This is a genomic window from Terrimonas alba (assembly GCF_042434975.1).
GTDB lineage: Bacteria > Bacteroidota > Bacteroidia > Chitinophagales > Chitinophagaceae > Terrimonas_B > Terrimonas_B alba.
In genome coordinates, this window is sequence record NZ_JBHMQM010000002.1 from 359,788 (window position 1) to 385,792 (window position 26,005).

General features: G+C 41.5%; 29 protein-coding genes. 14 read left to right on the top strand and 15 right to left on the bottom strand.

Annotated features, from left to right (window positions below):
• Positions 1-67 precede the first annotated feature (67 nt).
• Positions 68-643 carry a hypothetical protein gene (locus ACFEL9_RS06220; RefSeq protein ID WP_385887202.1) on the bottom strand — a complete coding sequence of 192 codons (576 nt, stop codon included), beginning with the start codon at positions 641-643 and terminating at the stop codon, positions 68-70.
• A gap of 366 nt (positions 644-1,009) precedes the next feature.
• Here ACFEL9_RS06220 and pxpB point away from each other — a divergent pair, with 366 nt between their 5' ends.
• From pxpB to ACFEL9_RS06240, 4 genes are read left to right on the top strand one after another with little or no spacing between them, the layout of a single operon-like run.
• On the top strand, positions 1,010-1,699 hold the full coding sequence (gene pxpB, locus ACFEL9_RS06225; protein ID WP_385888618.1) for a 5-oxoprolinase subunit PxpB: 690 nt from the start codon (positions 1,010-1,012) through the stop codon (positions 1,697-1,699).
• Positions 1,689-2,663 carry a 5-oxoprolinase subunit C family protein gene (locus ACFEL9_RS06230; protein WP_385887205.1) on the top strand — a complete coding sequence of 325 codons (975 nt, stop codon included), beginning with the start codon at positions 1,689-1,691 and terminating at the stop codon, positions 2,661-2,663. The genes pxpB and ACFEL9_RS06230 overlap by 11 nt, the downstream gene beginning before the upstream one ends.
• Before the next feature lie 4 nt (positions 2,664-2,667).
• Positions 2,668-3,381: a 5-oxoprolinase subunit PxpA gene (locus tag ACFEL9_RS06235; RefSeq protein ID WP_385887207.1), complete on the top strand. Its 714-nt coding sequence runs from the start codon at positions 2,668-2,670 to the stop codon at positions 3,379-3,381.
• On the top strand, positions 3,371-4,558 hold the full coding sequence (locus tag ACFEL9_RS06240; protein WP_385887210.1) for an NRAMP family divalent metal transporter: 1,188 nt from the start codon (positions 3,371-3,373) through the stop codon (positions 4,556-4,558). The genes ACFEL9_RS06235 and ACFEL9_RS06240 overlap by 11 nt, the downstream gene beginning before the upstream one ends.
• A 30-nt stretch (positions 4,559-4,588) precedes the next feature.
• Here the strand turns inward: ACFEL9_RS06240 and ACFEL9_RS06245 are convergent, their stop codons facing one another.
• The 3 genes from ACFEL9_RS06245 to ACFEL9_RS06255 form a co-directional block, all read right to left on the bottom strand.
• Positions 4,589-5,353, bottom strand: a complete 765-nt coding sequence (locus tag ACFEL9_RS06245; protein WP_385887213.1) for an SDR family NAD(P)-dependent oxidoreductase — start codon at positions 5,351-5,353, stop codon at positions 4,589-4,591.
• A gap of 262 nt (positions 5,354-5,615) precedes the next feature.
• Complete coding sequence (locus tag ACFEL9_RS06250; protein WP_385887215.1) at positions 5,616-6,191, bottom strand: hypothetical protein; 576 nt, start codon at positions 6,189-6,191, stop codon at positions 5,616-5,618.
• A 205-nt stretch (positions 6,192-6,396) separates the two neighbouring features.
• On the bottom strand, positions 6,397-7,248 hold the full coding sequence (locus ACFEL9_RS06255) for a ParA family protein (protein ID WP_385887218.1): 852 nt from the start codon (positions 7,246-7,248) through the stop codon (positions 6,397-6,399).
• A gap of 251 nt (positions 7,249-7,499) precedes the next feature.
• On the opposite strand from ACFEL9_RS06255, the gene ACFEL9_RS06260 reads away from it, so the two are divergent.
• The 4 genes from ACFEL9_RS06260 to ACFEL9_RS06275 all read left to right on the top strand — a co-directional run bounded on the left by ACFEL9_RS06260 (position 7,500) and on the right by ACFEL9_RS06275 (position 10,608).
• Positions 7,500-7,889 (top strand): cupredoxin domain-containing protein, encoded by a 390-nt coding sequence (locus ACFEL9_RS06260; protein ID WP_385887220.1) that lies wholly within the window; start codon positions 7,500-7,502, stop codon positions 7,887-7,889.
• A gap of 218 nt (positions 7,890-8,107) precedes the next feature.
• Positions 8,108-8,692 (top strand): PhnA domain-containing protein, encoded by a 585-nt coding sequence (locus ACFEL9_RS06265; RefSeq protein ID WP_385887222.1) that lies wholly within the window; start codon positions 8,108-8,110, stop codon positions 8,690-8,692.
• A 388-nt stretch (positions 8,693-9,080) separates the two neighbouring features.
• Positions 9,081-9,512 (top strand): hypothetical protein, encoded by a 432-nt coding sequence (locus ACFEL9_RS06270; protein WP_385887224.1) that lies wholly within the window; start codon positions 9,081-9,083, stop codon positions 9,510-9,512.
• A 595-nt stretch (positions 9,513-10,107) separates the two neighbouring features.
• Entirely contained in the window at positions 10,108-10,608 is a 501-nt protein-coding gene (locus tag ACFEL9_RS06275; protein ID WP_385887227.1) for a DinB family protein, read from the top strand.
• 100 nt (positions 10,609-10,708) lie between these two features.
• Here ACFEL9_RS06275 and ACFEL9_RS06280 read toward each other — a convergent pair whose 3' ends face one another.
• On the bottom strand, positions 10,709-11,167 hold the full coding sequence (locus tag ACFEL9_RS06280) for a hypothetical protein (RefSeq protein ID WP_385887229.1): 459 nt from the start codon (positions 11,165-11,167) through the stop codon (positions 10,709-10,711).
• Between the two features lie 256 nt (positions 11,168-11,423).
• On the opposite strand from ACFEL9_RS06280, the gene ACFEL9_RS06285 reads away from it, so the two are divergent.
• The 4 genes from ACFEL9_RS06285 (at position 11,424) to ACFEL9_RS06300 (ending at position 15,473) form a co-directional block, all read left to right on the top strand.
• Complete coding sequence (locus tag ACFEL9_RS06285) at positions 11,424-12,593, top strand: helix-turn-helix transcriptional regulator (RefSeq protein WP_385887231.1); 1,170 nt, start codon at positions 11,424-11,426, stop codon at positions 12,591-12,593.
• An 88-nt stretch (positions 12,594-12,681) separates the two neighbouring features.
• On the top strand, positions 12,682-14,061 hold the full coding sequence (locus ACFEL9_RS06290) for a serine hydrolase (RefSeq protein ID WP_385887234.1): 1,380 nt from the start codon (positions 12,682-12,684) through the stop codon (positions 14,059-14,061).
• A 227-nt stretch (positions 14,062-14,288) separates the two neighbouring features.
• The gene (locus ACFEL9_RS06295) at positions 14,289-15,221 is read left to right on the top strand and encodes an alpha/beta fold hydrolase (RefSeq protein WP_385887237.1); all 933 of its coding nucleotides are present in this window, start codon (positions 14,289-14,291) and stop codon (positions 15,219-15,221) included.
• Positions 15,222-15,230: 9 nt separating this feature from the next.
• Positions 15,231-15,473, top strand: coding sequence for a hypothetical protein (locus ACFEL9_RS06300; RefSeq protein ID WP_385887239.1), 243 nt, complete (start codon positions 15,231-15,233; stop codon positions 15,471-15,473).
• On the opposite strand, the gene ACFEL9_RS06305 is transcribed toward ACFEL9_RS06300, so the two are convergent.
• The gene (locus tag ACFEL9_RS06305; RefSeq protein ID WP_385887242.1) at positions 15,460-16,017 is read right to left on the bottom strand and encodes a hypothetical protein; all 558 of its coding nucleotides are present in this window, start codon (positions 16,015-16,017) and stop codon (positions 15,460-15,462) included. The genes ACFEL9_RS06300 and ACFEL9_RS06305 overlap by 14 nt on opposite strands.
• A gap of 186 nt (positions 16,018-16,203) precedes the next feature.
• Here ACFEL9_RS06305 and ACFEL9_RS06310 point away from each other — a divergent pair, with 186 nt between their 5' ends.
• Positions 16,204-16,815 (top strand): DUF4202 domain-containing protein, encoded by a 612-nt coding sequence (locus ACFEL9_RS06310; RefSeq protein WP_385887244.1) that lies wholly within the window; start codon positions 16,204-16,206, stop codon positions 16,813-16,815.
• A gap of 68 nt (positions 16,816-16,883) precedes the next feature.
• On the opposite strand, the gene ACFEL9_RS06315 is transcribed toward ACFEL9_RS06310, so the two are convergent.
• From ACFEL9_RS06315 to ACFEL9_RS06345, 7 genes are all read right to left on the bottom strand, one after another.
• Positions 16,884-17,843 carry a quinone oxidoreductase family protein gene (locus ACFEL9_RS06315; RefSeq protein WP_385887247.1) on the bottom strand — a complete coding sequence of 320 codons (960 nt, stop codon included), beginning with the start codon at positions 17,841-17,843 and terminating at the stop codon, positions 16,884-16,886.
• 13 nt (positions 17,844-17,856) lie between these two features.
• On the bottom strand, positions 17,857-18,645 hold the full coding sequence (locus ACFEL9_RS06320) for an isocitrate lyase/PEP mutase family protein (RefSeq protein WP_385887250.1): 789 nt from the start codon (positions 18,643-18,645) through the stop codon (positions 17,857-17,859).
• A gap of 68 nt (positions 18,646-18,713) precedes the next feature.
• Complete coding sequence (locus ACFEL9_RS06325; RefSeq protein WP_385887252.1) at positions 18,714-19,526, bottom strand: helix-turn-helix domain-containing protein; 813 nt, start codon at positions 19,524-19,526, stop codon at positions 18,714-18,716.
• 310 nt (positions 19,527-19,836) lie between these two features.
• Positions 19,837-20,064 carry a hypothetical protein gene (locus tag ACFEL9_RS06330; RefSeq protein ID WP_385887255.1) on the bottom strand — a complete coding sequence of 76 codons (228 nt, stop codon included), beginning with the start codon at positions 20,062-20,064 and terminating at the stop codon, positions 19,837-19,839.
• A gap of 357 nt (positions 20,065-20,421) precedes the next feature.
• Positions 20,422-20,958 (bottom strand): YceI family protein, encoded by a 537-nt coding sequence (locus ACFEL9_RS06335; protein WP_385887258.1) that lies wholly within the window; start codon positions 20,956-20,958, stop codon positions 20,422-20,424.
• A gap of 11 nt (positions 20,959-20,969) precedes the next feature.
• Positions 20,970-21,554 (bottom strand): YceI family protein, encoded by a 585-nt coding sequence (locus ACFEL9_RS06340; protein WP_385887261.1) that lies wholly within the window; start codon positions 21,552-21,554, stop codon positions 20,970-20,972.
• 23 nt (positions 21,555-21,577) lie between these two features.
• Complete coding sequence (locus ACFEL9_RS06345; protein WP_385887268.1) at positions 21,578-22,450, bottom strand: SDR family oxidoreductase; 873 nt, start codon at positions 22,448-22,450, stop codon at positions 21,578-21,580.
• A gap of 123 nt (positions 22,451-22,573) precedes the next feature.
• On the opposite strand from ACFEL9_RS06345, the gene ACFEL9_RS06350 reads away from it, so the two are divergent.
• Positions 22,574-22,981, top strand: coding sequence for a winged helix-turn-helix transcriptional regulator (locus tag ACFEL9_RS06350; RefSeq protein ID WP_385887270.1), 408 nt, complete (start codon positions 22,574-22,576; stop codon positions 22,979-22,981).
• Between the two features lie 207 nt (positions 22,982-23,188).
• On the opposite strand, the gene ACFEL9_RS06355 is transcribed toward ACFEL9_RS06350, so the two are convergent.
• Together ACFEL9_RS06355 and ACFEL9_RS06360 are read right to left on the bottom strand one after the other, a co-directional pair.
• On the bottom strand, positions 23,189-24,571 hold the full coding sequence (locus tag ACFEL9_RS06355) for a PQQ-dependent sugar dehydrogenase (RefSeq protein ID WP_385887273.1): 1,383 nt from the start codon (positions 24,569-24,571) through the stop codon (positions 23,189-23,191).
• A gap of 496 nt (positions 24,572-25,067) precedes the next feature.
• Complete coding sequence (locus tag ACFEL9_RS06360; RefSeq protein ID WP_385887276.1) at positions 25,068-25,763, bottom strand: DUF998 domain-containing protein; 696 nt, start codon at positions 25,761-25,763, stop codon at positions 25,068-25,070.
• Positions 25,764-26,005: the final 242 nt, after the last annotated feature.

Sequence of the window (26,005 nt, forward strand, 5' to 3'; positions counted from 1 at the left end):
ACTTTCTTTAATTCATTAATGATTTATTGGATTACAAATGCGTTTTCTTTAAAAAAAAGCAAGGGTATTACCTATTCCCGTTATTGTATATTTCAACAGCAGCTTTCAATTGCGCCAGGTCGCCATTTGCTCCCTTCGCTTTATCAAGAGCCGCAGCGTTTCCGGCAAAACTGGCAGCTATCACATCATCTGCGTTTTTCTTCGGTATCAATACGAGCTTTTTATCGTTGTTGTTATAAATAAAATAGTCATTTGGCTTGCCTTCTGTACCGCTGGAGAAAATGGCCTCATTGCCATTGTAAGTAGGTTTGCCGGAGGCGTTACTTGATTTTTGCAACAAGTTCAATTCGCCTTCGCTAAGAACTTTAAAGAAATCACCTTTGATGCAAATGAATTTATCCCCGGCTATTTCAACTTTGTTTAGATCAGCGCCGTCGTAGGTTTTCTTCTTGTCGCCCGTTTCAGCGATAAAAACAAGGGAGGCATTATTGCGGATATTGTCTTTGATAAAACCCGTGAGACGATTGCCATCGACAGTTTCGATAATTCCTTTTTTAAATCCTTTGGGTGGCTCTGTTTGTGCGTTTGATTGTGAAAGTGCCAAGCATAGAATGCAAATGGTTAATAGGTTTACTACTTTCATGATTTTTGGTTTTGGTTAAGGCTAATGAAGGTTTCCGGTACAATGCTACTTGTAAGATGCGGCGCCCGCAATCAAAAAGGAGTGAGTTGAAGAAAATAAGGATTGAGTTGAGGGGAATTTACTGGGCCGAATCCGGCGAATGATGAACGGATTATCTCCAACTCTGGGGTTTGAAAAATTGTGGTGGCTGTAAAGCGTAAACTGGCAAGCAGCACATGGGAATAGTCTCAGCATCATATTGTGTCATGGACGGCATACCCAGGATTAGCAGTAAAGACAGCGAAAAACATTTACGGTCCATTTTTTTTAGGCCTGCGTTATTTATATTTATTATCAAATTAAGTTGTTATCACTTTATCTTATTCCATAGCAGCACTAAATGAGACGGCTTTGCTGGTTTCGTTTGAAAACAGGATTGATGAGGATATAAATAAGCAGGTAATAGCTTTGCATGAATTACTGGGTAAACGACCATTTGACGGATTTATAGAATCCGTTCCAGCCTATGCCTCACTCGCTGTTTTTTATAATTTAATAGTTGTCAAAAAAAATTGCAAAGACAATACCACAACATTTGAGTGGGTCAAGATGGTTGTTGAAGAATTGATTGCCGGACTAGAAAATGATGTCGTTGCCGCAGGAGCGGAGACGATTCGTATTCCCGTTTATTACAACGGGCAGGACCTCGAAAGCCTGGCCCGGCTGCATAAGCTCTCCATAGAAGATGTAGTACAAATTCATACGGAAAAAATATATCGTGTTTTTATGATCGGTTTTTTGCCAGGCTTTGCTTACATGGGAAAGCTGGATGAAAGAATTGCTACACCAAGACATGCTACTCCGCGAACAAATGTAAAGGCAGGCAGTGTCGGTATTGCCGGTTTGCAAACAGGTATTTACCCGATGTCATCACCGGGTGGCTGGCAGTTGATCGGCCAAACACCGATAAAAATTTTTGATATCACCCGGGAAAAACCTTGCTTATTGAAAGCGGGAGATAAGATACAATTTGCACCGATCAGTAAACAGGAGTTTGATAATTCAAATGAGTATTAAAATCACCAGGGCGGGAATATTGGCCACTTTGCAGGATCATGGCCGCAAGGGTTACCGCAGCATCGGGGTCGGAACCGGCGGAGCCATGGACTGTTTTGCGATGAGTGTCGCAAACCACCTGGTAGGAAATGATGAAGATGATACTGTGATCGAAATCCATTTTCCAGCTCCTGAGATTGTTTTTGAGACAGATGCAATGATTGCAATAACAGGCGCCAATTTGAATGCTTTGGTGGATGAAATACAAGTACCCGGCTGGAGTACTTTGTTGGTAAAAAAGGATTCAGTGCTAAAATTTAATCAACCTGTTTTTGGCACCCGGGTTTATCTGGCTGTGAAGGAAGGGTGGCAGGCGGAAGAATGGCTAAGCAGCTTTAGCACGCATTTAAAACTATTGGTCGGCGGGCATTACGGCAGATCATTGCAAAAGGAAGATCGGCTATTCTTTAAGCCGACAATACAAAATTTTGAAGAAAGTAAAATTTTCACCAGCCCCGTTTCTCAACAACTGTTGGATGAAATTTACCAGCCATTAAATGAAGTTCGATGCCTGAAGGGAATAGAGTATGAATTATTAGATACGGCTGGTAAGAAAAGTTTCGAGACCAAGGATTTTATGGTAACTCATCAGAGTGACAGAATGGGTTACCGGCTAAAAGGTCAGCCACTTTTATTGAAGGAGCCAATTGAATTGATTTCATCGCCGGTAGATGCAGGCACGATCCAATTATTACCCGATGGTAACTGTATCGTATTAATGGCCGATCATCCAACCACGGGTGGCTATCCACGTATTGGTTCAGTTATCACAGCAGATCTGCCAAAATTGGCCCAGGCAAAACCAGGGCAGGCAATTAATTTTAAAATTGTACCATTAAAGGAAGCGGAAGATATGTATATGCAAATGAAAGGAATAGAAGAAGAAATAAAATTCGCCTGCCAGCTTCAACTTAAAAACTTATAGAATCTTGGTAGATATTAATTGTGATATGGGAGAAGGCGTGGGTAATGAAGCTCAACTGATGCCCTACATTGATTCGGCAAATATTGCCTGCGGCTATCATGCCGGTGATGCTGCGACCATGCGGGAAGTCATCTTGCTTTGCCTTCAATATAATGTTCATGTAGGTGCTCATCCATCTTTTTTAGACAGGGAAAATTTTGGCCGGACGCCAATGTATTTACCCGATAGCGAAGTATATGATTTGGTTACGGCGCAATTAAGGATCATTGATCACATTGCGCGGGACTGCGGGAGCCAGCTCTATCATGTAAAACCGCATGGCGCTTTGTATAATATGGCTGCGTCCAATGCCAGCACCGCGAAGACTCTTGCGCAGGCTGTCAGGGATTTTGATCCCTCGCTGCTGTATGTCGGGCTTTCAGGATCGGTGATGATTGCGGAAGCTGAGAAGCTGGGACTTAACACAGCCAGCGAGGTTTTTGCCGACAGAACTTATCAGCCTGACGGATCGCTTACACCCCGTTCTCAGCCTGATGCGCTATTGGTTGATAAGGAGAAGGTGACAGAGCAAGTGTTGAAAATGGTGAAAGAAGGAAAAGTTCGTACAACAAGTGGCGAAGAAGTTTCAATAAAGGCCGATACTATTTGCATTCATGGCGATGGTGAGCATGCCGTTGAATTTGCAAAAGCCATTCACAACCTTTTGCATGCAAAATAAATCCTTTCTTTCCGGTCCTTTATTGGGCGCCGCATTCCTGATGGCCACATCGGCCATCGGGCCCGGCTTTATTACACAAACAACCAAGTTTACGGAAGAACTGAAGGCAAGTTTTGGATTCGTGATTTTCATTTCCATTTTAATTGATATAGGCGCCCAACTAAATATCTGGCGCATTATCAGCGTCAGTAAATTATATGCACAGGATTTGGCGAACAGGTTGTTGCCAGGTTCAGGATATGTTTTGTCAATTTTAATTATCCTGGGCGGTTTGGCTTTTAACATTGGTAATGTCGCCGGGGCTGGGTTAGGGTTGCAGGTATTAACGGGTTGTACTGTGCAGACAGGAGCTGTTGTGAGTTGTGTAATCGCGGTATTGGTATTTGTGGTGAAGGAAGCAGGAAAAGCGATCGATGCTTTTGCCAAATTGCTTGGGTTTGTAATGATTGTGCTTACACTTTTTGTGGCTTTTCAATCCAATCCGCCAATAGGCGAGGCGGTGGTCAAAACATTTATTCCCGATACGATTAATGAAACGATCATTCTCACTATTGTGGGTGGCACGGTCGGTGGTTATATCAGTTTTGCCGGGGCTCATCGTTTATTGGAGGCGGGGATTTATGGCAAGGAAAGTTTGCGCCGTGTTTCAACCAGTGCTGTTTCAGCCATTTTAATTGCATCCCTGATGCGGCTCATTTTATTTATTGCTGCTTTAGGCATCGTTTGGCAGGGAATTACTTTAGATAAAGGGAACCCTGCTGCTACCGTATTTCAAAGCGCCGCGGGGAAAGCGGGTTATAGAATTTTTGGTTTGGTGCTATGGAGTGCCGCTATAACTTCTGTAGTAGGGTCGGCTTTTACTTCTGTCACCTTTGCGAAATTGATTCATCCTGCCATCACGAAAAATTTTAAAGCAGTTATTGTATGTTTCATTGTTTTCTCCACAGCCGTTTTCTCGTTTATTGGTCAACCAGTAAAAGTTTTGATTGCGGCGGGAGCTATTAATGGACTGATTTTACCTTTTGCACTGGCGATAATTTTATTAGCGGCTTACAAAAGCAAGATTATAGACGGTTATCGTCACCCGGTTTGGATCGCCACTGCAGGATGGATTGTTGTAGCGGCGATGGGTTATATGGGCATCAAAACAATTGTAGGTCTACTCAGTGCGAATTGACAGTACATCGTCAAATTTTTTCTAGAAAACTTAATCATACGGCGAAGGGCTGATACTTGTCCAGCCTCCATCAATAATAATGTTTTGGCCGGTGATATGCCTGGACTCCTGGTGCACCAGGAATAGAGCAGCGTTGGCAATATCGTTTACTCCCGCCGGCTTTCCCAATGGTGTTATCTTTGACCAGGTATTAATATAGTCAGGGTCATTCAAGGTGCGTTCCGTCAAAGTGGCTCCCGGTGCAATCGTATTGATGTTAATATTGTAACGTGATATTTCAATCACAAGGTTTTTTGCCAGCATTTCCAATGCAGCTTTACTCATACCATAAGCAGCCAGGTTTTTATGTGCCTGGTGTGCGGTAACTGATGACATAAACAGCATTGATCCTCCGGTAGTTTGCTGTTTCATTTGATTGGCGGCAGCCTGTGCTAAAAAAAATGTTCCTCCCAGGTTTACCTGCATCACCCGGTAAAACGCTTCAGGAGTGTAAGTAAAAAAATCACCGAATAAAGTGATGCCGGCGTTGGCAATTACAATGTCAAGCTGGCCCGATTCATTGACGGCCCTGGTCACCATTGAAGTGATACAAGCTGGTTGACTTGCATCGCCCGGTAAGGCTATACATTTTCTGTTGACCTCCTGTTGAATCTGGTTGGCTGCATTTTCCGCCAATACCGGGTCAAGATCATTAAGAATGACGGTTGCCCCTTCTTTTGCCAATTGTCTGCAAATTTCAAAGCCAATTCCCTGGCCTGCGCCGGTAACAATCGCAGTTTTGTTATTGAATCGCATGTGTCAAGTTTTCAATGTGGCTGGCCACTCTACGAAGATTATGAATTATCCTGAATTAAAGGTGAGTATTGTACTATGCAGGAGTTGGATTGATTTATTCAGCGATGAAGATGCACAGTATTTATTTAAATCCGATAGCCCTTTGTCTGGCGCCTTGCTTTTGGTCTAAGACCTGGATTCAGGGTCTGGTAACATATTACCGTTGATAAATAAATAAAACCCACTTAAGAAAGGTGGGTTTTATCTAATCTGTTACACAAGGTTATTTTTTAGCAGGCGGCTTTGCTGCTTTTGCTTCATAGTCATACATCATATCAAACTGTCCATTTTTATTGATGCGCCAGGTATCCTGGAAATGCGTGGAGTCCAGCTTCCCCTTATTGTCAGTGAGATAAGCAGTGCTCCATATCAAAGCCCAGTCTTCATTTTTATCGATGCTGTGCATGGGTACCCAGGCATGCACAACGGTTTTAATTTCCTTATAATTATCTCTTTGTTTTTGTGATACAGTAAAGAAGCTGTCCCTGGTTCCATGAAACTCCCAATTGTTGGCATAAAAATGGACCGTGTCGGCAAATAATGACTTGCCGTCGGCAAGCTTGTTGTCATCCCATTGTTTAAAAAGGATAAGAATTTTTTCAGTGATTTTTGGATCACCTATACTAAACTGCGAGGAATACTGCGCCGTGTAAGGCAGGTTCATGGCCGGCGCCGATGTGGTTGCGGTATCAGTTTTTTCTTTACTGTCCGCGGCATTGGTTGTCTCAGTTGTTTTTGAGTTATTATTGCACGATATAAATGTAAAGGCAACCATAACGCATAAAAATGCTTTTTTCATGTTGTAAAGTATTGAGTTAATGATGAGATACCTGGTGAAATGTTTACAAGAGACAGAATGAAAGACCTCGACTGGTCCATTATTTCCAGGGGGTGTGGGTGCTGCCAATGAATAATAAAAGATAGGAAGAATTTTTGAGACCGAACATAAATTGTAGGCTGTTAATAGTGGGGAAAGGCGGCTGCTAAAAAAGCAGACCAATTTTCTACTTACCCGATGCTTGCAGAACCGAAGTGAAGTCATCGGCCGGTTCATCTTTGCGCATGTCCACCAACAATCCTTTCAGATCATTCAATTTTTGCCAATGCATTCGCTGGCATATTTCCATCCACAGATTGAGATAATAGCTATTGGCCCGGCATTCTTTTTCCTGGTGAAACAAAGATTCTTTGGTAAGACCGATCAGTTCTATATCGGTATAAAAGGGTATGAAGCTCCCGAGCATCCAGGATGCATCTTTGCGATTGTCAAGGTATTGTTTGTGAAGCACCTTGTGCACCTGGACCATATTATAAAAGCTCAGGACCTTCTTTGCCAGCAGATCATCTTGCTGAAAATAATCCATCAGCAGGTTGTTGCAATAGATAGAAAGCGGTGCCGGTACATTGGGATTCAGTATGAGGTCTGCGGCATGAAAAATATTGTTGTGCAACAAAAAGCGGCCGGGTGAGCAATCCAAAATGCAAACATCATAGTCATCCTCCACTTCTTTCAGCGTAATCTGGATGAGTTCGTTGTTGCCAAAATTTACCGTGGTCATCCGGGATGCATGGTTCATAAACTGGTCGGAGAAGAGAGCATCGTTACTGATGACATCGATCTGGTAACTTTCGGTGGAATGAATAACATCGTAGATAGTGATATACCGGTCGAATAAACGGCTATGGGTATTATTGTTGTGATTTTGCCGGTTGAAGAAGAAACTGCTGCCACCTTGCGGATCGAGATCCCAAAGTAAAACGCTCAAACCGCTTTTGGCCAGGAAGCAGGCCAGGTTTACGGATGTGGTGGTTTTTCCAACGCCTCCCTTGATATTGTATACGGCGATTTTTTTCAACACTTGAATGTAATGCCGAAAGCGAAATATCCATAAACAATCCGTTAATTCTTTTTCAGTTTCGGGTTGATTTGGTAATTATAATACGTAAAAAAACTTTGGTGTATCGGAAGGGTTCGTGAGAAAATACAAGATTTGCTTTCAAAATATTTCAATCACCCAATATCAGGGCTGCAATGGCTGTTTACCCTGCGCATAGGTATCCCGTCTAAATATCGATGGTTGTAATCAGGAATTCAATTCACCAATCGATGAAAAAGATTGATCGTTTAATTGACAAGGCGGGTTGTGGGTTGCTGGTTTTTTTTCTTCTTTTCTCAGCTTGTTCACCCGATTTTGACACAGGACCTGATTTTGGCCAGGGTGGTTGTTCCGGATGCGGCGGAAGCTTTTCCAATACTATTTACATAATGGGTTACGGGTTTGCACCGGATTCAATGTCCGTTCAAAAGGGGCAGATGGTTACATGGCACAATACCGATACCATTCCGCATAGCCTAATTTGTACAGATTTTTCCGGGTTTTTTATTGCGGATCTGCCAGCAGGTGGTGAGTATAGGTATACAGCATATAGCCTGGGTCATTTCCGGTATCGTTATGATAAACACGGTGAGTCGGGTGAGTTGAATGTTATTCCATAAAATAGAGGCCATGCGAAGAAAGAGATCCCGATAATTGGATTTATTATCAGGGTTTAATGCTTACTGATACTTAGATTTTAAGGTAGGGAGAACACCGGCTTCGATTGCTGTTTTTTTTAAATATGAGAAAGGATGGAGGATCATTGAGGTCCAGGTGCAAATCTCTGAAGTAGAAATACCTGGTTTACCTACCTTTGCCGCCCATTAAAAACTGTAATATGAAGCTGGAAGAAATATTGCTGCAACGCAGTGAAGAAAAGTGTGAGCTGTGTAAATCAGGGAACAACATTCAACTATACGAAGTATTGCCGCAAACAGGCAGAAATGAAGACAATTGTATAATGATCTGTAATGATTGCCGGTTGCAGATCGATAAAAAGGCCGAATTGGACAGCAGCCACTGGAGTGGGTTATCCGAAACCATGTGGAGTGAAGTGCCGGGGATACAAGTGGTATCATGGCGCATGCTCAACCGGCTAAGGCATGAAAGCTGGGCGATGGATAACCTGGATATGCTATACCTGGATGATGAACGCCTGGCCTGGGCCAAGGCCAGTGGCGATCATGAGAGCGATGCAAGCGTCGACCTGCACAAAGATTGCAATGGCCAGGTTTTGCAAAACGGCGACTCCATTGTATTGACTAAATCACTGGATGTAAAAGGTTCTACGCTAAATGCAAAAATGGGAACCGTAGTAAAAAATATCCGGCTCGTGGAAGATAATACCGAACAAATAGAAGGCAAGATCGAGGGACAGCTGATTGTAATACTTACGAAATATGTAAGGAAGCAAAATAATTAAAAAGGAGCTATAGCCCGTTTAATATCGTTTATCAAAAACTTGAAAATAATTGCCGGTGCACGAACGTACCGGCACTTTTTTTGTTTCTACTTTAAATAAAAAGTTTAACCATTTTTTTATAACTTGGGGCAGCAATCCGGCGTTTTTTATCGTCAATTATAGTATAAAGCTTTCATTCCTTTATTTTGGTTCTTCCGGAGTGGCCACTCACAAAACCAATAAGGCAACAATAGCTCACGCAAAGAAGAAGGAATAAAACGGTAATAGTGATTCATAGGTTTTACTGGTTGCCTTAACAGAACAGAATAATTCAACGAAGTTTATTGACCGGATTAGTATGATTAACCGGGGTTCTCAAACAATTATTGAAAATTTAAAAACTTCAACAATGAAAACATTATTTGGCTTCGGCTCCGGAAATTCGGGGTTGCGTTCACCCGAGTCCACAACATCCAAACCCATTACAACCAGCGCCTTTTCACAACCACATGTCCTAAGACGTAAAATGGAAGAAGAAAAAATGACGCATGCGGAAACAGTAACGGCTAACATTTCACCTGTACGCCTTGAAAGTCATCCAGGTAAGATGGTAATGTATTTCTGCCCGATGAAGACTATTGAGGTTATTGAAAAAATAGCAGCCGGTGACGGCGGTAGTTTGCCAGCAGATGTCAAGGTAGAAGGTATGACAGTCCCTGCCAACTATGAAGCAGGATTGTATACATTGAAAAATGTGGTGCTTAGTTCCAACGGAACCATGCAGGTTATCGCTACCACAAATACAGTGTTGGAAAAATATGCGGTAGAGGTTGTTGCGTGAGCTGCAGCAGTGTTTAAACTAAAAGGCAACTGTCCTGCATAATACGTTGATAGTATGCAGGACAGTTTAAAATGCTTTTTTGCCTGCCTGTTTTTATGCCAGACTTACTCCGTTGATTTGTGAACCCAGGCATGCCCATTGTTCTTAGTTCCGCTGAAAAGCAGCGAATACCCACGGGAAGCGGGAGTAACTTAATAGCGTTGAGATTGGGGTGGATGTGCAATCTCCGCACAACTATTCAACTTTGTTATTCTATTAGATATTCAGGAGAACGGGATCGTCCCCCTGATGTGGAAAGATCGTAAAAGCAACAATTTATCCCGCTGATTTGCAGCAGGAGGAGCTGTTTTAGGGGTAAATAAGTTTATTGCCGGGTGAATAAAGAAATGCCATCCAAATTAAAATTGAGGTGGTATTTTTTTTGGCTTGTAACAAAAGGAATGACTCATGGAACCCGGACATTTGTCGCGTTCCCCTATATTGTCAGTTAGATTCCGCAGAACGATTTTTGGGATACCGATAAAAGCATAATTTTTTTCCAGGCCGGTCACCCGTCTTCAGGCATCATCTTTGAAACGGTACTCCAAAAAACTTTATGGAGAATAATTTCCTAGCTAATTTATATGCCCGTGAATTACAAGCGGAGGATACCGCAACAAGGAAATGCCTGGAAAAAATACCGGAGCGTATCTATGATTTCAAACCCCATCCCAAATCGATGGAACTAGGCTACCTGGCACTGCTGGTGGCTGAAATTCCTTTGTGGATCGTGCATATCATTAAAGAAGGAATAATAGACTTTGCGACGTACAAACGATTTCAATTATCTACAGGGGAGGCGTTACTGAAACATTATGAAGATAGTTTCAACAGTGCTGTACAGGCTTTGCAACAGGTATCGGATGATAAACTGGAAGATCAATTTGTCTTACAAAACAACGGGCAGCAGCTGATGTCTTCATCTAAAAAAGATTCGATCAGCTCTTCAATCAATCACTGGGTGCATCATCGTGGTCAGCTAACGGTTTATATGCGGTTGAATGATATTCCTGTACCATCAATCTATGGGCCATCAGCAGATGAAAGAACGTTCTGACAAAGCTTTATTAACAGAATGCCTGATTGAATATTGTTATTGATCATCCCAATCGCATCTGCCACTACGATTTTGATTTCTTAGTGAGATTCCTTGTTGTCTATTTGTGTTTAAACACATATTTATCTTTCGTTTTCAACAAGTGCAAACTTACAGAGCCATCCCGCGAAGGCGAGGGAATGCAATCCATGCTTTCGAATTGAATAAAATAACCGGTATCTGTTTTTTCAAAGGATTGAAGCCGCAGGTAGTTTGGCAGTTCGACAACAGTGTCGGTTTTTATGAAAGAGCATATAACGGAATCCGGAAGTATCTTAAACCGGAAGCTATCTACCGCGGATGGAAGCTTGGATAGAGGGAATAAAGTTGTGGTTAGAAAAATTGAATCATTAAAGCTGTTTTTCCTCTTGATGCCATCCATCTCGGGAAAAGGTTCAACAAGCACTGTTTTTAAGGCTAATTCGATTGCCTGGGTTGTGTCAGCTGTTGATGAGGTTTGTTTGCTGCTTTTGTCAGCGCAGGCTGTTAAAATAAGCAGAAGGATAAGTACAGGACGCATACGCTTTGCTTATGATGAAAGACAAAAATAAGGGCTTTTGAAGGAGTGCCGTATTATCTTCTTTTTTTGTGATCGTTAATAAAGTTCATTTAATGGGTACCTGGAATACTTGCCGCGGCACAATAGAGAGCCCAGGTTTCGCACAGACACCCTGTAGAAGGAAAGAATAAGAAACTCACTGTGAAGAAAAATTAACTTCCTTTTTTACAGGCATTCGCCGGGGATTACTAAATTACAAGAGTCAAAGCGTTCTTTCATGTTCTCTTTCTCCGGCTTTTTTAATTCAATCATACTGCTTGGAACCCTGCAGGGGTTTATTGTTTGCTGCCTGCTTTTTTATTCAAAGAAAAACAAACTGCCCGATCGCTTATTGGCTAAGCTGATCTTCCTGATGTCTCTTGCCAGCCTGAACCTTTACCTGAATGAGATTGGAGTCACTAACCTGAATGGATTAACGGCTACCCTTAGTGCACTGATCCCAATGGTGATTGTGATGCCGATGGGTCCGCTGGTATATTTTTATATCCGGTCTTCGCTTGACCCGGAATTTAAAATGAGCAAAAAACACCGTCTTTATTTCCTACCCATTATCATCGACCTTGTTCCTTCATTAACAGTCCTCATTTTTTTTGCAGGTGTCTATATGGGAATGATCAAGCCTATCGCAGCACCATGGGGTATTTTTATTGATGATTATAATGTATACGCCGATATTCCCCGTTGGATATCCATCACGTTTTATTTGTGGTTGGCGGCCAACTATCTTTCCGATTTAAAACGTAAAAATAATATCACTAATGGCCGGATCGCCGGCTTTAAATGGATGCAGCAGTTTATCCGCATCTTTCTCGTTTTCCAGTTTATCTGGTTGCTGTATCTTGTTCCTTACGTTATTCCCCGGTATACGAATCTGATGCTCGACACTTTTAAATGGTATCCTGTGTACATACCACTGGCTATTATGATCTACTGGCTTGGAATAAAAGGTTACCTGGTATCGCATCTACAAACTGTGCCGGCAAAAAAGAACGGAACCAGCCCGTCTTCCTCAACCAGTGTCAACATAGATGAAATTGTTTTGCTTCTCCGAAAATCAATGGAAGAAGATAAAATTTACCTGAATCCAAATCTCAATCTTACTATGGTGGCACTGCATACGCAGATAGCTCAAAAAACAATATCCGCTGTGCTCAACCAGCACCTGCAGAAAAGTTTTAATGAGTTTGTCAACTATTACCGGGTTGAAGCAATTAAGACAAAACTGCAGCAAGCCGAAACAAACAACCTGACCATTGCCGGTGTGGCCATGGAATGCGGCTTTAATTCACAGGCTACTTTTCAGCGGACGTTTAAGGAACTTACTGGTATGTCACCTTCTGAATTTCGCAAACAGGTTCCCGAACGCCCTGATCACCTCTCATTTTAGGGTTAATACTTCTCAAATCCGGATTTGAGACATTGTTTTTTCCTTTATTTCAGCAACTACATGGAGGTTTGCATTCAAATACTTCTCCATGCGAAATATCCTGTTCCCATTTTTATTCCTGCCATTTCCGGTGTTCACAGCGGCACAAACTTCAGTGGGTAATGATTTATCGCAAAAAATTGATGAATTGATTTCCGGCAGTTATCAATCAATAGCTCCCGGCTGTGCCGTGCTGGTTGCCTCAAAAGGGCAGATCGTTTATAAAAAAGCTTTTGGTATTGCCGATCTGGAGCTAAATGTGCCCATGCACCCAGGCATGATTTTCAGAATTGGTTCTGTTACCAAGCAATTCACAGCTGTAGCAATTTTGAAATTAGTTGAAGAAGGGAAAATTTCTTTAAATGACAGTATTCAGCAATTTATTAAAAACTTTCCTTATAAAAAGCATATCATTACCATTGAAAACCTGTTGACACATACATCGGGAATAACAGGATATGATGGGCTTGATTTTCACATTCCCAATGCGATCAGGATTGATATTTCTCCGAAGCAATTTATTGACAGTCTTGCCCCTTTGCCATTAGAATTTATACCCGGAACGAAATATCATTACAGCAATTCGAACTATTTATTATTAGGTTCTATTATTGAACAGGTAACAGGAAAGTCTTACAAAAAATACCTGGAGGAAAATATTTTCAAGCCGGCAGGCTTATCTGATACACATTACGACTCACCGGCAAAAATAATAGCCAACCGGGTAAAAGGTTATATTAAAGACAGTGCAGGATACCGGAATGCAGATTATATAAGTATGGTTCAGGTTTTTAGTGCAGGTGCTTTGGTTTCGAATGTTACCGACCTGTTTAAATGGCACCAGGCATTATATTCCTATAGGCTGATAAAAAAAGAAATGCTTGAAAAGGCTTTTACTCCTTTCAGGCTTTCAGATGGAAAATTATCTGAGTACGGTTATGGATGGTTTATAGCCAACTGGGGTGCAAATAAATTCATAGCACATGGCGGCGAAATAGATGGTTTCAGGGCCATGGAATTGTATATACCCGGGCAGGATATTTTTGTAGCCACCTTATTTAATGCCGAGAACGATGCCTTTCTGAATGTAACGATGATGATTGCTGACCTGGTAATGGGAAAAACTGCACCGCCCGCAGTAATAGTAAGCGATTCGGTTTTGGATAGCTACACCGGTGTTTACCAATATGCTGATGATCCTAAAATAAATGAAAAGCTTAAAGTATATAAAAAAGACGGAAAGCTATATGCTGACCTCTCCAACGGATCAGGAAAAAATATGGTATTGTCAGCTCAATCCGATACAAAGTTTATCCTTCCTGATATAAGGCGAACCACTACCACCATTGACTTTATAGTTGAAAAGGGGAAAGTAACCAGGCTGATATGGACACAGGAAAGGAGCGCTGAATTTAAAAAAAATGAATAACCGGTGGACAACACTTCTTTATGAAAATGATTGATTTTGCAATAACGTATATAAAAGATGCCAACGATAATTGTTTAGCTTATTACGAAATACCGGGCAGTGTACTTTCGGGTGAAAGAAAATAAAATAACATGAGATCGAAGCTTTAGTAGTTAATAATCATGCATACACGATGTACTCTTAATGACGGAATGTTTTGTTTTTCAGTTCAAATAACAAATTAGTATATGAGATGTTTTTTATTGTTCATCTTATTAAGCAACCAGTCATTTTGTCAATCACCTATCGACAAGACTGAGATCATTACTATCGGCGGAATAAAGCAGTATATCCGCATGAAAGGAAAAGATAGTTCAAAACCCCTGTTGCTTTTTTTGCATGGCGGGCCTGGCAGCTCGGTGCTCAGCAAAGCCGATCATATGACCGGCAAATTGCAGCAACAGTTTGTCGTAGTGCATTGGGACCAGCGGGAAACAGGAGAAACGCTCCGGCTCAATAAATCATCCCGGCCCTTAACACTCCGTTTATTTTATGATGATACCCATGATCTGATCGATAGTTTGCTGAGGCGATTCCAGCTGCCGAAGCTTTACCTCGCAGGCTATTCATGGGGATCGGGACTGGGTTTTTATATAGCGGATAAATATCCTGAGTTATTGTACGCTTATATTGCCATCAGCCCGGTGATAAACACATGGGAAAGTGAAAAGATAGCACTGGAATTGCTGAAGGAAAGGATGGGTAGAAAGGCGCAGAAAGAACTTACGCAGGTAAAGATTCCTTTTGAAAATGCGGAACAGTTGTATTATCACCGCAAGTGGTTGTTCAGATTCGATGGGCAAAAATTTGTGAGCCTCACTTTACCCAAAAGCTTTGTGCTAGCTTGGGGAGTTGTCTGGTTCAATGTATGGTCTGAATCCTGTGCCATCAATCTCTTTGAAAGCCTTCCCGCCATTAATTGTCCTGTCTATTTTTTTGCAGGCGAAAAAGATTATCAGACCAATCATTCCATTACACAAGAATATTTTAATAAAGTATCAGCGCCAAAAAAGGATCTGTTCCTGTTTGCAGATGCAGGCCATGGATTACCCGAAACAGATCCCGGCTTGTTCCAGGATATTATCATTGATAAAATATTGCCCGAAACATATAACCCCTGATCAATGAGTATGTATAAAATTTTACTTTTTATTTTCTGCAGTGCAGTTACGGCATGCAATTCCACTTACAGGCTAACCCGTACGGCAAAACCTGTTACCGCCACAGATGATGTATGGAGCACATCGAATGTAGGTACTTTTGAAAAAAAGCTGGAAGCGTTGCGGATACGGTATCATATCCCATCCCTTGCTGTCGGCATTGTAAATGAAAAGAAACTGGTAGTAAGCGGCGGCCGGGTTATGCTGATATAGAAAAGCAGACCAGACCAGATGAATCAGGACGCATATGATTTGATGATGATGATGGCCCGGCACGCCTTTTTCTTTTTAAGTATCGTGGTAGAAATAAAAATATAGGGATTGCAATTAATGATACAATTATGATCCCGTTGCCATTTCTTTTTGTTTGAGAAATTTCAAATATAGTTTGTCCATTTAATGTCATTTGGAATATATCATTCCTGTAACCAAGACCCAATGGAACCAGCCATTTTGGTCTTATATAAATTTCTGCTGTATCGCCATTATTAATTAGTTCACGGAAGTGGTCATACTTGTAAATGTCCATGAGCCTAAAATATTCAGTTGTATCCTTTAAAAATATTCGTAATTCGTAATCTTTACTATAACTTTTGCGCCTGTATTTTGAAACTTCGATTGCCTGGTCAATTGTTCCACTTACTTTGACAAGTTTATCAATCGTTAAGTTTGTTTGAATAAGTTGTCCAATTAAAACCCAGCAGAATACTAAAGAAGCCAAATAGCAAAAGTATTGTCCTAATTTTTCTCTTGTCATTTGGTTGAAAGTATCATAGTCTGATACCAGTACGTTTATTGAGGTTATTATTTGTTCCGAATTTAATTCTTTTCAATAAGAAATGGACAAAGGCCTTTATTGTAGGTTAAATGTTGAATATTTTCTCTTTATGCACGCCCTGTATTATTTATTTTTGGTAACCGATATAAGAAAAAAGATATGGGTATGACCACAGAAAGGATTGAAAAAGCATTTGAGCTGTTTGACGCTTATAATAAGCAGGACCCGAATATTATAACGTGGGATGGTATTGCATATCCTGCCGAATACTTTTATGCCATGCAATTATATGAATGGGTAAAAAAGCTGGCGCCACAGGCCGGCGAGGATTTGTTGCTGGCATCAAGATGCCAGCATATTGGAAGATGGAAAATTCCGAGAAATCAATATCCTCCAGGAAAAGCGGGTTATTACAAATGGCGGAACGACCTTGCAAAATTTCATGCAGATACAGCCGGAAGATTATTGTCGGAAGCCGGCTACAATGAAGAAGAAATAAGTGCCGTACAGCACATTCTGCTTAAAGAAAACCTTCGGAAGGATGAAGTAGTGCAGGTAATGGAAAATGCATTGTGTTTGGTATTTCTTCAGTTTCAATACGGGGATTTTATTACAAAGCATGATGATCAGATGGTGATCAGAATTTTACAGAAAACATGGCGAAAAATGACCGCGCCAGGGAAAAAAGCGGCTTTATCACTGGATTTCGGAGAAAAAGGAAAAACGTTGCTGATGACGGCCCTTGGTGATAATGCCACCGGGACGAACAATTCCTGATTAAAAAAGCGATGGTGGCAATCTTTACCCAAATTGGATACAGTTTTCTTTTGTACGGAAATTTGGAATTATGGTATCAATAATATTTTTCCTGTGCTTTTACGACTTTCCATATACTCATGAGCAGCTTTTCCATCGGATAATTTAAATTTTACAGGCTCAGAAATTTGAATGTCCTTATTCATGATCCAGTTGAAAAGTTGCCCGGCACGTGCAAGCCTCTCTTCCTTTGAAGTAAGATAATCCCATAGGTCACCACCGGTAATAGTTTTGGATGTGCCGATCAGGTAAAGTGGATTGCCCAGTTTGAATTCACCCCCTGCCATGCCAAAAAAAACGACTTGTCCTCTTACTTTCGTTACATGAAGGCTTTCTTCCATTGTATTGCCTATGCTATCAAACACGGCGTCTACACCCAATGGATAAAGTTCAAGTACTTTTTCTTTCCAGTTTTCATTATATAAAAAAACTGTATCGGCTCCTTTTGATAGTGCTAACTGTTTTTTGCTTTCAGAAGAAACAAGGCCAATCACTTTGGCTCCAAGTGTTTTGCAGATTTGGATCATTATCTGGCCCACACCTCCGGCAGCCGCATGTATTACCACTATTTCCCCTGCCTCTGTTTGATGACAGTCTGTCGTTAAAAAGTGCGCCGATAAACCCTGGAGTAAAACAGCGGCGGCCGTATCAAAATCAATTGCATCAGGTAGAGGAATAGCGTGTGATGCCGGTACTGCTACCAGCTCTGCATTGGCAAATGGTACATCAGCAAATCCGACCCTGTCGCCAGCCTTGAACCCCGGGTTGTGATTATTATCCACAACGATCCCGGCACCTTCATAGCCATTTATATAAGGTGCATTTCCTTTTATCTGGTAAATGCCGCTTCTTCGCATCATATCAGCATAGTTCAGGCCAATAGCTTTCATCTCCACCAATATCTCATCTTGCTTCAAAACAGGGTTGTTTACTTCTGTATACTCCAATACACCTGGTTTACCAAAGGAAGTAAAGGTCAATGCTTTCATACTACAAGAATATTTATTTAACTGAATCATCAAAGAGGGACAGGAAATTTCCGTTGTCAACAATCTTTTGGGAAAGCTCGGCAGCTTCTTGGTAAACTCTGTTGAACAAGAATGGTCCCATGCTTACCCGTTTCACACCAAATTTGTTCAGTTTATCAAAGCCGGGAAGACCTGGTATGCACATGACATTAACGGGCAGTTTTGTATTGTCAACCGCTTCGGCAATATCATTTTCATTACTGATGCAAGGCAGAAAAATTCCATCGGCTCCGCTTGATTCATATATTTTCAGCCGTTTGATAGTCTCTTTCTGCTTATCCTTTACATCAAGGAGATAAGTATCGCAACGGAGATTGATAAACAGAGCCAGTTTTTCGGATTGTAGCCTGCTTCCCAGGTATTCTATCGTTTTTGCGAATTCGTTTGCATCTTTTAAAGTTCTTTCTGAATTATGGATGGTTGAATCTTCGATATTGATTCCCGCAACACCCAGGTTAACCAATTTCTTTAGGTTTTCCATAATTTCTTCTTTCGTTTTTCCATAGCCCATTTCCATATCAACGGTTAATGGAACCTTTACAGTGGCAAGGATCCGCTTAACAACAAACAGATATTCAGTGAATGGCATATCTTCTCCGTCTGCATAACCCAGGCTTGCAGCCACCGCTGCGCTGGATGTGGCTACCGCCGGAAATTTATTCTCCTGGAAGACCGAAGCACTTTTTGCATCCCAGGCGTTTGGCAGAATAAATAAATTTTCATCATGGTGCAGGGCTTTAAATACTTCAAAATTTGATGTCATGATTTTTAATTTTTACACAAAGTTGTGCTTATAGCAACATGAAAAATTGTACAAAACGGAACAGCCTGCTAATTTGGTGATATAAGTATAGCAGATGAACTTTCAGGATTAAAAGCAGAGGGTGTGAGGCCGGTAAAGGATTTGAATTCTCTTATAAAATGAGATTGGTCAAAATAGTCGCATTCATAAGCAATGGAAGTAAGAGATAAGTTTCCGTGTGCAAGGAGTTGAAGGCTGTGCTGAAAACGGTTTATTTTACTATATAATTTTGGCGTAAGACCGGTGTATTGTAAAAATATTTTTTGAAGATAACGGGATGAAACACCATATCGTGATGCCACCTTCCCGATATTATTAAAGAAGTCGTCATGTTTCAGTTCCTTCATTACGTTGTTTACCAAAACTATTTTGTCCAGTTTTTTTTCAGGAAGCGAAAGCCTGTTTAGTAAAAATTCTTCAACGAGTTTAATGCGTTCATTCAATGATGTTGTATCCAGCAATTTTGAATGAAGGGTATGTACCTGTTTGCCTGCCACGTCCATGAGGTCTGTAACCTGGTTATTCAACAGGCTGACATCCGTATTTAAGAAAATAGAAGCCGTATGCGAATAAAATCTTATGCCAAGCATAGTGTTTTTCCCAATCGACCGGAAAATTAATGGCTGGATAATCTGCCCCCATAGTTCTATGTTGGGAGTAGTCTTAAAATCATCGCCTGAAGCCGTTTGCCACCTGCCTGTTCCAAGGTTGAACATGATCTCCATACAACCGGTGGCAAAAGCCTTATCCTCAAATGCCGCACTGGAATCTGATTCAAAAATGTAATAGCATTTAACATATTGCTTTAATGCATCACCCGGTGTGAACTCTTTGTATACCATTACTTTTTTTATTAAGTACGCAGGTAAAGACAAAAATATAGAATTTCATAAACAGCGATTGTATAAATCGGAACTGTTGTGTAAGCCAGGAGACAAATTTTTATTGGCGTATTGAAGAATATCCCGGCAGGACGAAAAAGGTGGCCAGTAGAATTCAGTATTCAGCAGATGGCGGATTATTTTTCCGTAATCCGGCAGGACCACACCACGCACAAGGCTATGCGGAAAGACAACTCTTGTGAGCAGTAAAGACCTGGCGGGAAGGTGGAAAAGATGATTTACAGTTAGGAAGACTAACCAGGCGGAAAAATTATTCTTCTTTAAAAAGAAATTCCTGTTCATCGCTTTTTTTTAATTCTATGATTCCTGTCCACAAAATGGACCCGTGAACATGTAGCCCTTTCTCAACTGCCGTTGATTTAATATGTTGATAGACCTCATGTGAAGTAGGAAATGTTTTTTGTTTGAATAAAACAAAGTCAGCGTTGTAAGATTGGCCGCCCGAAGTGTATATAAAGTTTACGAGGAAAGTCCGCATAATGAATGTCATTTAAGAATGAAGATAAAATAATTTCTTCCGTAACCATAGCGGATTCTTTATTTATGCCGTGATGGTTTTCCTTCCCAACTACCAATCTGTGGTTCACTCCGGATGAAGAGTGAGGGACCACTATTATTTTTTGGAAGACCAACAGGGGAAGAGGATTATTGATGCTGATTCTGTCCACGGAGAGAAACTGCCTTATGCGGTAAGCCATCGCCTGTAAGGAGAACCGGAAGATCAGATGCAGATGGAAGTGGATGATATAGGCTCAGCGGATTTCGAAGAATAAAAAAGGGGTGCCGCGGGTGTGAACCACTGTGCCCCTAAAACCAGCAGCCAACTATAAAAAGACTATTTCTTTATCACCGGCACCCTTACCTCCACCTTGATCTCTTCTGCTATGCCGCCACCGGGCGGGCCCACTTTATAATCGTTGCGGTTGATGATAAAGCTGGCCGAAAAAATTCCTTTATCGTCGCCATTTTTTGCAAATGAAAAGGGAATGCTAATCTCTTTTTTGATGCCATGCAGTTCCATTGCTCCTGTTACAACATAAGTTGTGCCTGCTGTATCTATTTTTGAAGAAGTGAATTTTATTTCCGGGTATTTCGCCACATCAAACCATTCATGGCTTCTGACATCTTCAGTTTGCAGGTCAATGCCGGTATTAACCGAAGCGGCATCAATCAGCAGGTTAAAGTAGGAAGCCTGCAGTTTAGTTTCATCAAAGACAATTGTTGCATTGAATTTTTCAAAAACACCCGTTACGTCTTTGCTTGAAAACCGGATGCTATAATCTTTGTCAACCTTCCATGGGGTGATGCCCAAAAAGGCAAACACTATCCCCGATAAGGATAGTGCTGCCATCATGAATGCTATTCTTTTCATCTTCACTCTTTTTATTCTTTGCTGAATTCGAGATCAGCTATGATGTTTATTTCATCGCTTAGCATGGGAGCGGGAAAACCGGGGCCTACACCAAAGTCGGAACGTTTGATTGTTCCGGTTACTTTAAATCCACTCATTTCTTTTTTCGTCATCGGATGTGTAGCGGTTCCGTTCAGCAGTGCATTTAATGTAACTGGTTTGGTAACACCATGCAGCGTCAGATCGCCTGTTACGATATAATTTTTGCCAGCGCCTTTTTTAAACGAAGTGCTTTTAAAACTGAATTTTGGATATTTTTCTGCATCAAAGAAGTCAGCTTTTTTCAAATGATCGTCTCTCATAGATATGCCGGTGCTGATGCTGCTAACGTCGCCGCTCAGTTCTACTATAGCATCGGAGAAATCAGGTTTTGTTGTACTGATCTTTGTTTCAAAAGCACCGAAGCTTCCGTTTATATCAGCAAGGCCGAGATGGTTAACGGTAAAACCAAGTCTTGAATGGGCCCCATCAACAGACCAGGTAATATTGTTTACAACTGTAAAGGAAACGAGAAGCAGGAATGCTGCGGCAACTGGTAAAAAAAATATTCTTTTCATCAGGTGTGTGTTTTATGGTTTATTTAATTATTGCTGAAATAAGCTGTTTTTAAAAATTCTTTTAAGGAAGCGGGTTTTCTTCCGAGGAGTTTTTCAAGATCGTTGGTGGCGGCATTGAACTCATCCTGTTTGAAGGCTTCGGCAAAACCACTCATGACACCAATATATTCCTGCGGTACACCAGCCTGTGCCAATGCTTCTTTGTATTGCACAGGATCTGCATCTATGTAAGGAATAGTTTTTCCAGCCAGTTCAGAAAGGGTGCTTGCTATATCTGAAAACGAATAAGCCGTTGATGATGCAATGGGGTATATTTTGTTTTCGTGGCCCGGAGTGATCAATACAACTGCGGCTGCCTCTGCCATATCAAGCCTTGTCGCAAAAGGTGTCTTGCCATTTCCTGCCGGGATAAACACACCCGTTTCTGTCACTTTTGGCCCAAGAAACATCGGAAGCATATCGGCATATATTGAGTTGCGCAGGATAGTATACGGAATGCCTGATTTTTTTATGGCTACTTCAGTATCCAGATGGCTTTGCACTACAAAAGGAATAGACGATGGCTTATCTTCCCTGCCGTGTACACTGGTATATAAAATATGTCTAACACCAGCTTCTTTAGCAGCATTTACCACATTGATATGCTGTTGGGAGCGGTCATTGAAATCATCGGAAGATATGAGCAAAAGCTTTTCAACTCCTTTAAATGCCGGTGCCAGCGATGCATAATCATGGTAATCGCCTTTGCGCAGTATAATACCTTTTTCTTCCAGGTCTGCCGCTTTCGCTTCGTCTCTTACAAGTGCGATGATCTTATTCGCCCCGATGCCTTTTTGCAATAAAAAATTGATCACGGCTTTTCCTAAATGCCCGGCGGCTCCGGTTACGAGAATCATTTTAGTAGTTTTTATGTGTGTGATAAAAATGAGAACACAAAATTATTTATCTTTGCTATACATCAGTAACCACTATACTTAAGTATAGCACTATACTCTGGTATAGCATCAAAAGCGAACAAAATGCGAACAACAAAAACTGAAATGCCGAAATGTTCTACAGAGTTTGCTAAAGCGGTAAATGATACGCTTGATTTTTTCAGCGGTAAATGGAAGTTGCCCATACTGGGCTCCCTGTTTGAAGGCAAAAAAAGATTTAAAGAAATAGAACGTACAGTTGTAGGTATATCACCACGCATGCTTTCAAAAGAACTACGGGACCTGGAAATGAATCATATGATTACCCGGACAGTGTACAATACCATTCCCGCTACGGTGGAATATGAGATCACTGAATATGGAAAATCGCTGGAAAAAGTTTTACTCGCTATGTATGAATGGGGAACAGCCCACCGGAGAAAGATAATGGGGAAAAGTAAAAGAACAGGCCGCGATGGACATCTTATTAGTAAAACAGTTTATCGATCATGATTTGTATTATTTCATTTTTCAGGAATGAGTACCAACCCGCAGTACGGAACGATGAAAACATCAACAGCAGAATAAAAATTCTTCTCACACCTGCAAATAAAATGTTCCCGACCTGTCCGGATTCGTCATGGAAGAAATCATTTAGATCAGGAACAGATTATAACGTTACAGGCTCCTGGATTGAATCACCGAGGCGCCACCTGTTTTTTATTTTTTCACTCTCACCAGTTTAAAAACCTTGCCTGTTGTGCCGGATGGACCTAATGCGGTTGACACCGTTAAATAAACTTCTCCATCATTGTCCTGTCCGAAACCCTTCAGATAATGGCCAAGATCGTTAGGGAAGCTTTTCAAATCAATCTCATCATATTTCCACGGACCGGGGCCAGCCGGAGTAGCAATGAATAGTTCACCATCCGGGGCCGTAAAGGTTTGACCAAAGGTTCCAAAAATATATTTACCCTGGAATCCCGGTATTGAATTGCCACGGTACACATTCCCACCGATAATGGTAAGCGCTTTACCTCCTCCCATTGGGTTTGCCGCGTTGATCACTTCAATCACCGGGTCAATGAGTGGATTACCGAAATTATCTACATCCGGGCAGGACGGTAACAGTGTATCATTATTAGCCGCATTAAAACAATGGGTACCTTCCTTTACATTCCATCCATAGTTGCCGCCTTTTGTGACCAGGTCTATTTCTTCATATAATACCTGGCCCGCATCTCCTGCATACAATTGGCGGGAGCCACTCATGTCAAACGAGATGCGGTATGGATTTCGGAAGCCATACGCATAGATCTCATCCAGGCCCGGTTTGCCTACAAACGGATTATCAGCAGGAATACCATAAGGTGACACATTTATATCTATGCGCAGGATATTTCCAAGGAGATTTGCTTCAATATCCTGGCCATTACCTCCCTCATTCGCAGCATACCAATCCTCTACATGGCCGGGAGCTACATCATCCGCGGCGCCACCATCGCCAACGGCGATATATAAATAACCGTCAGGACCAAAAGCAATCGTACCGCCATTATGGTTAAACTGCGGATCATCCCATTCCAGAATAACTTTTTCAGAACCCATATCCGCAAGATTAGGATCAGAAGCAGAAACTTTAAACTCTGAAATGCGGCTTAAATTATTCCAGGATTCTCCTTCTTCCGGTCCGCCGGCACGTGGTGGCAACTGGTAGTAAATAAAGAACCGTCCATTCGTTTTATAATCGGGGTGAAATGCGAGCCCTAAAAGACCCCGCTCGTCAAAATTGGGCATCAGGGGAACCATCATGCTGGTGACATCGATAAAAGGGGTGCTAAGTTTATTTCCGGAAGCATCAATGATCCATATCTTACCTGCCTGGTCAATTATAAATAACCGATCGCTGTCATCAGGCACGGCGACAACACCAAGCGGTGAAACGAAGCCATCTGCTACAAGTTCCAGGTCCACTTTATCAAATGGTGAATGGTGATCATTTTTATGACAACTATGCATCAACAGTAAGCCGGTGATTAAAAAAACTGCTGTTGTAATGACATGGAGGTTTTTGACCAGCGTGGATAAATGTTTCTCTTTCATAAAGAACAATTTTAGCGTGTTTAAAAGAACCTCTGGGCTGTGGATGCAGGAAATGGGGCTGTAGACTGGGCACAGATATACCTGAGAGGAGAAGGAGAGGTGCCAGAAAAAATACCTTTTACCAAGGGCCGTAGCTGTAGCTCTTTTTCTAATCGGGAGGTCTGTTAAAAGGGTTGCTATTATTTGGGATGAAAAAATAATTTTCTTTCACACAAGTATCCGCGCAGTTATATAAGGAACCTTTTGTTGAAAGTCATTCATTTAAAGAGGAGCCAGATCGTTATATTCCTTTTGCAGGAAGAATCGGCTGCAAGTACCTGGCAAGCAACACAATTACGGAATATCTCTTTGTAGCACAGCAATCCTGCTGGCAAAGGCAGGTCCACGCCACACACGTAACCAGGAGGTGAGCACATCGTTTGTGAAAGGAAATGGGAGAGTCGGGAAGGAAGGAGGAGGAAAATTACCAGGACTTTCAAAAAAGATTTGATTTGATTCAGGCATTAATAGCATTCATTGTATTTCGCATCTTTTCACCTTGTAAAAGAACAATGGCAAATACAACAATCCATAGCATATAAGCTCCTATATTGATCCGCTCCCAAATGCCGATATAAGGTGTTGGTTTACCCGCTTCAATTCCGGAACTCTCCATCGTAGTCAATAAGCCGAACACCAAAAAGATAACAACGGTTGCTATGGAGTAGATGCGAAATTTTTTTCCAAGCGCTGCTGCTCCAAACCCGATCATCAGCAACATTAAAATAAGATGGCCGAAGGCCCAAACAAGATGCAGTGTATCCGTAAGCGTTCCTCCGCCGGCTGCGATTACTTCACGCTGATGCATGGGCGGCCAAAAGAATCCGAAAACAGCATCGAAAACAATTATGGCTGCAACAACACGAAGTTTTTTATTGTCGCCTGCTGATAACCAAACGCCCCAGCCAAAGGCAATTAAAAGCAGGGTAAAGAAGATGCACAGCACAACCCATAGTGTTCTTGTAGGAGCATCTATCGCTGAGAGTTCACTCACAGTTTGCGATGCGACACTATAACCGGCATACTGCACCGGTGTAATAATATTTATCACGATATACCACAGGGAGGAGAGGATGCCGCAAATGAGTAAAGCCTTTCGCAACAGCGTTGGCGTGTGTAATGGCTTTCCCGTGTCTAATACAATCGTCCCCATAATTTTTTTTGTAACCGGAAGTTCGGAGTATGACCGTAATCGAAAAATGACGGCCATCAAAATAAAACCTGATTCGCATCAAAATAAAGTGGTTTTACGTGCCAAAGGTCGTTTGCAGCCGCGTTTCTCTGATTCTGGGTTGCTGCGATGCTCAAACCTGGTATAGCAAATAATCCCGGGCCGTTTACTTAGTGCCCTTTTCTCATTTTTGATACTTTTAAACTTGCTTTTACGTTCTACTA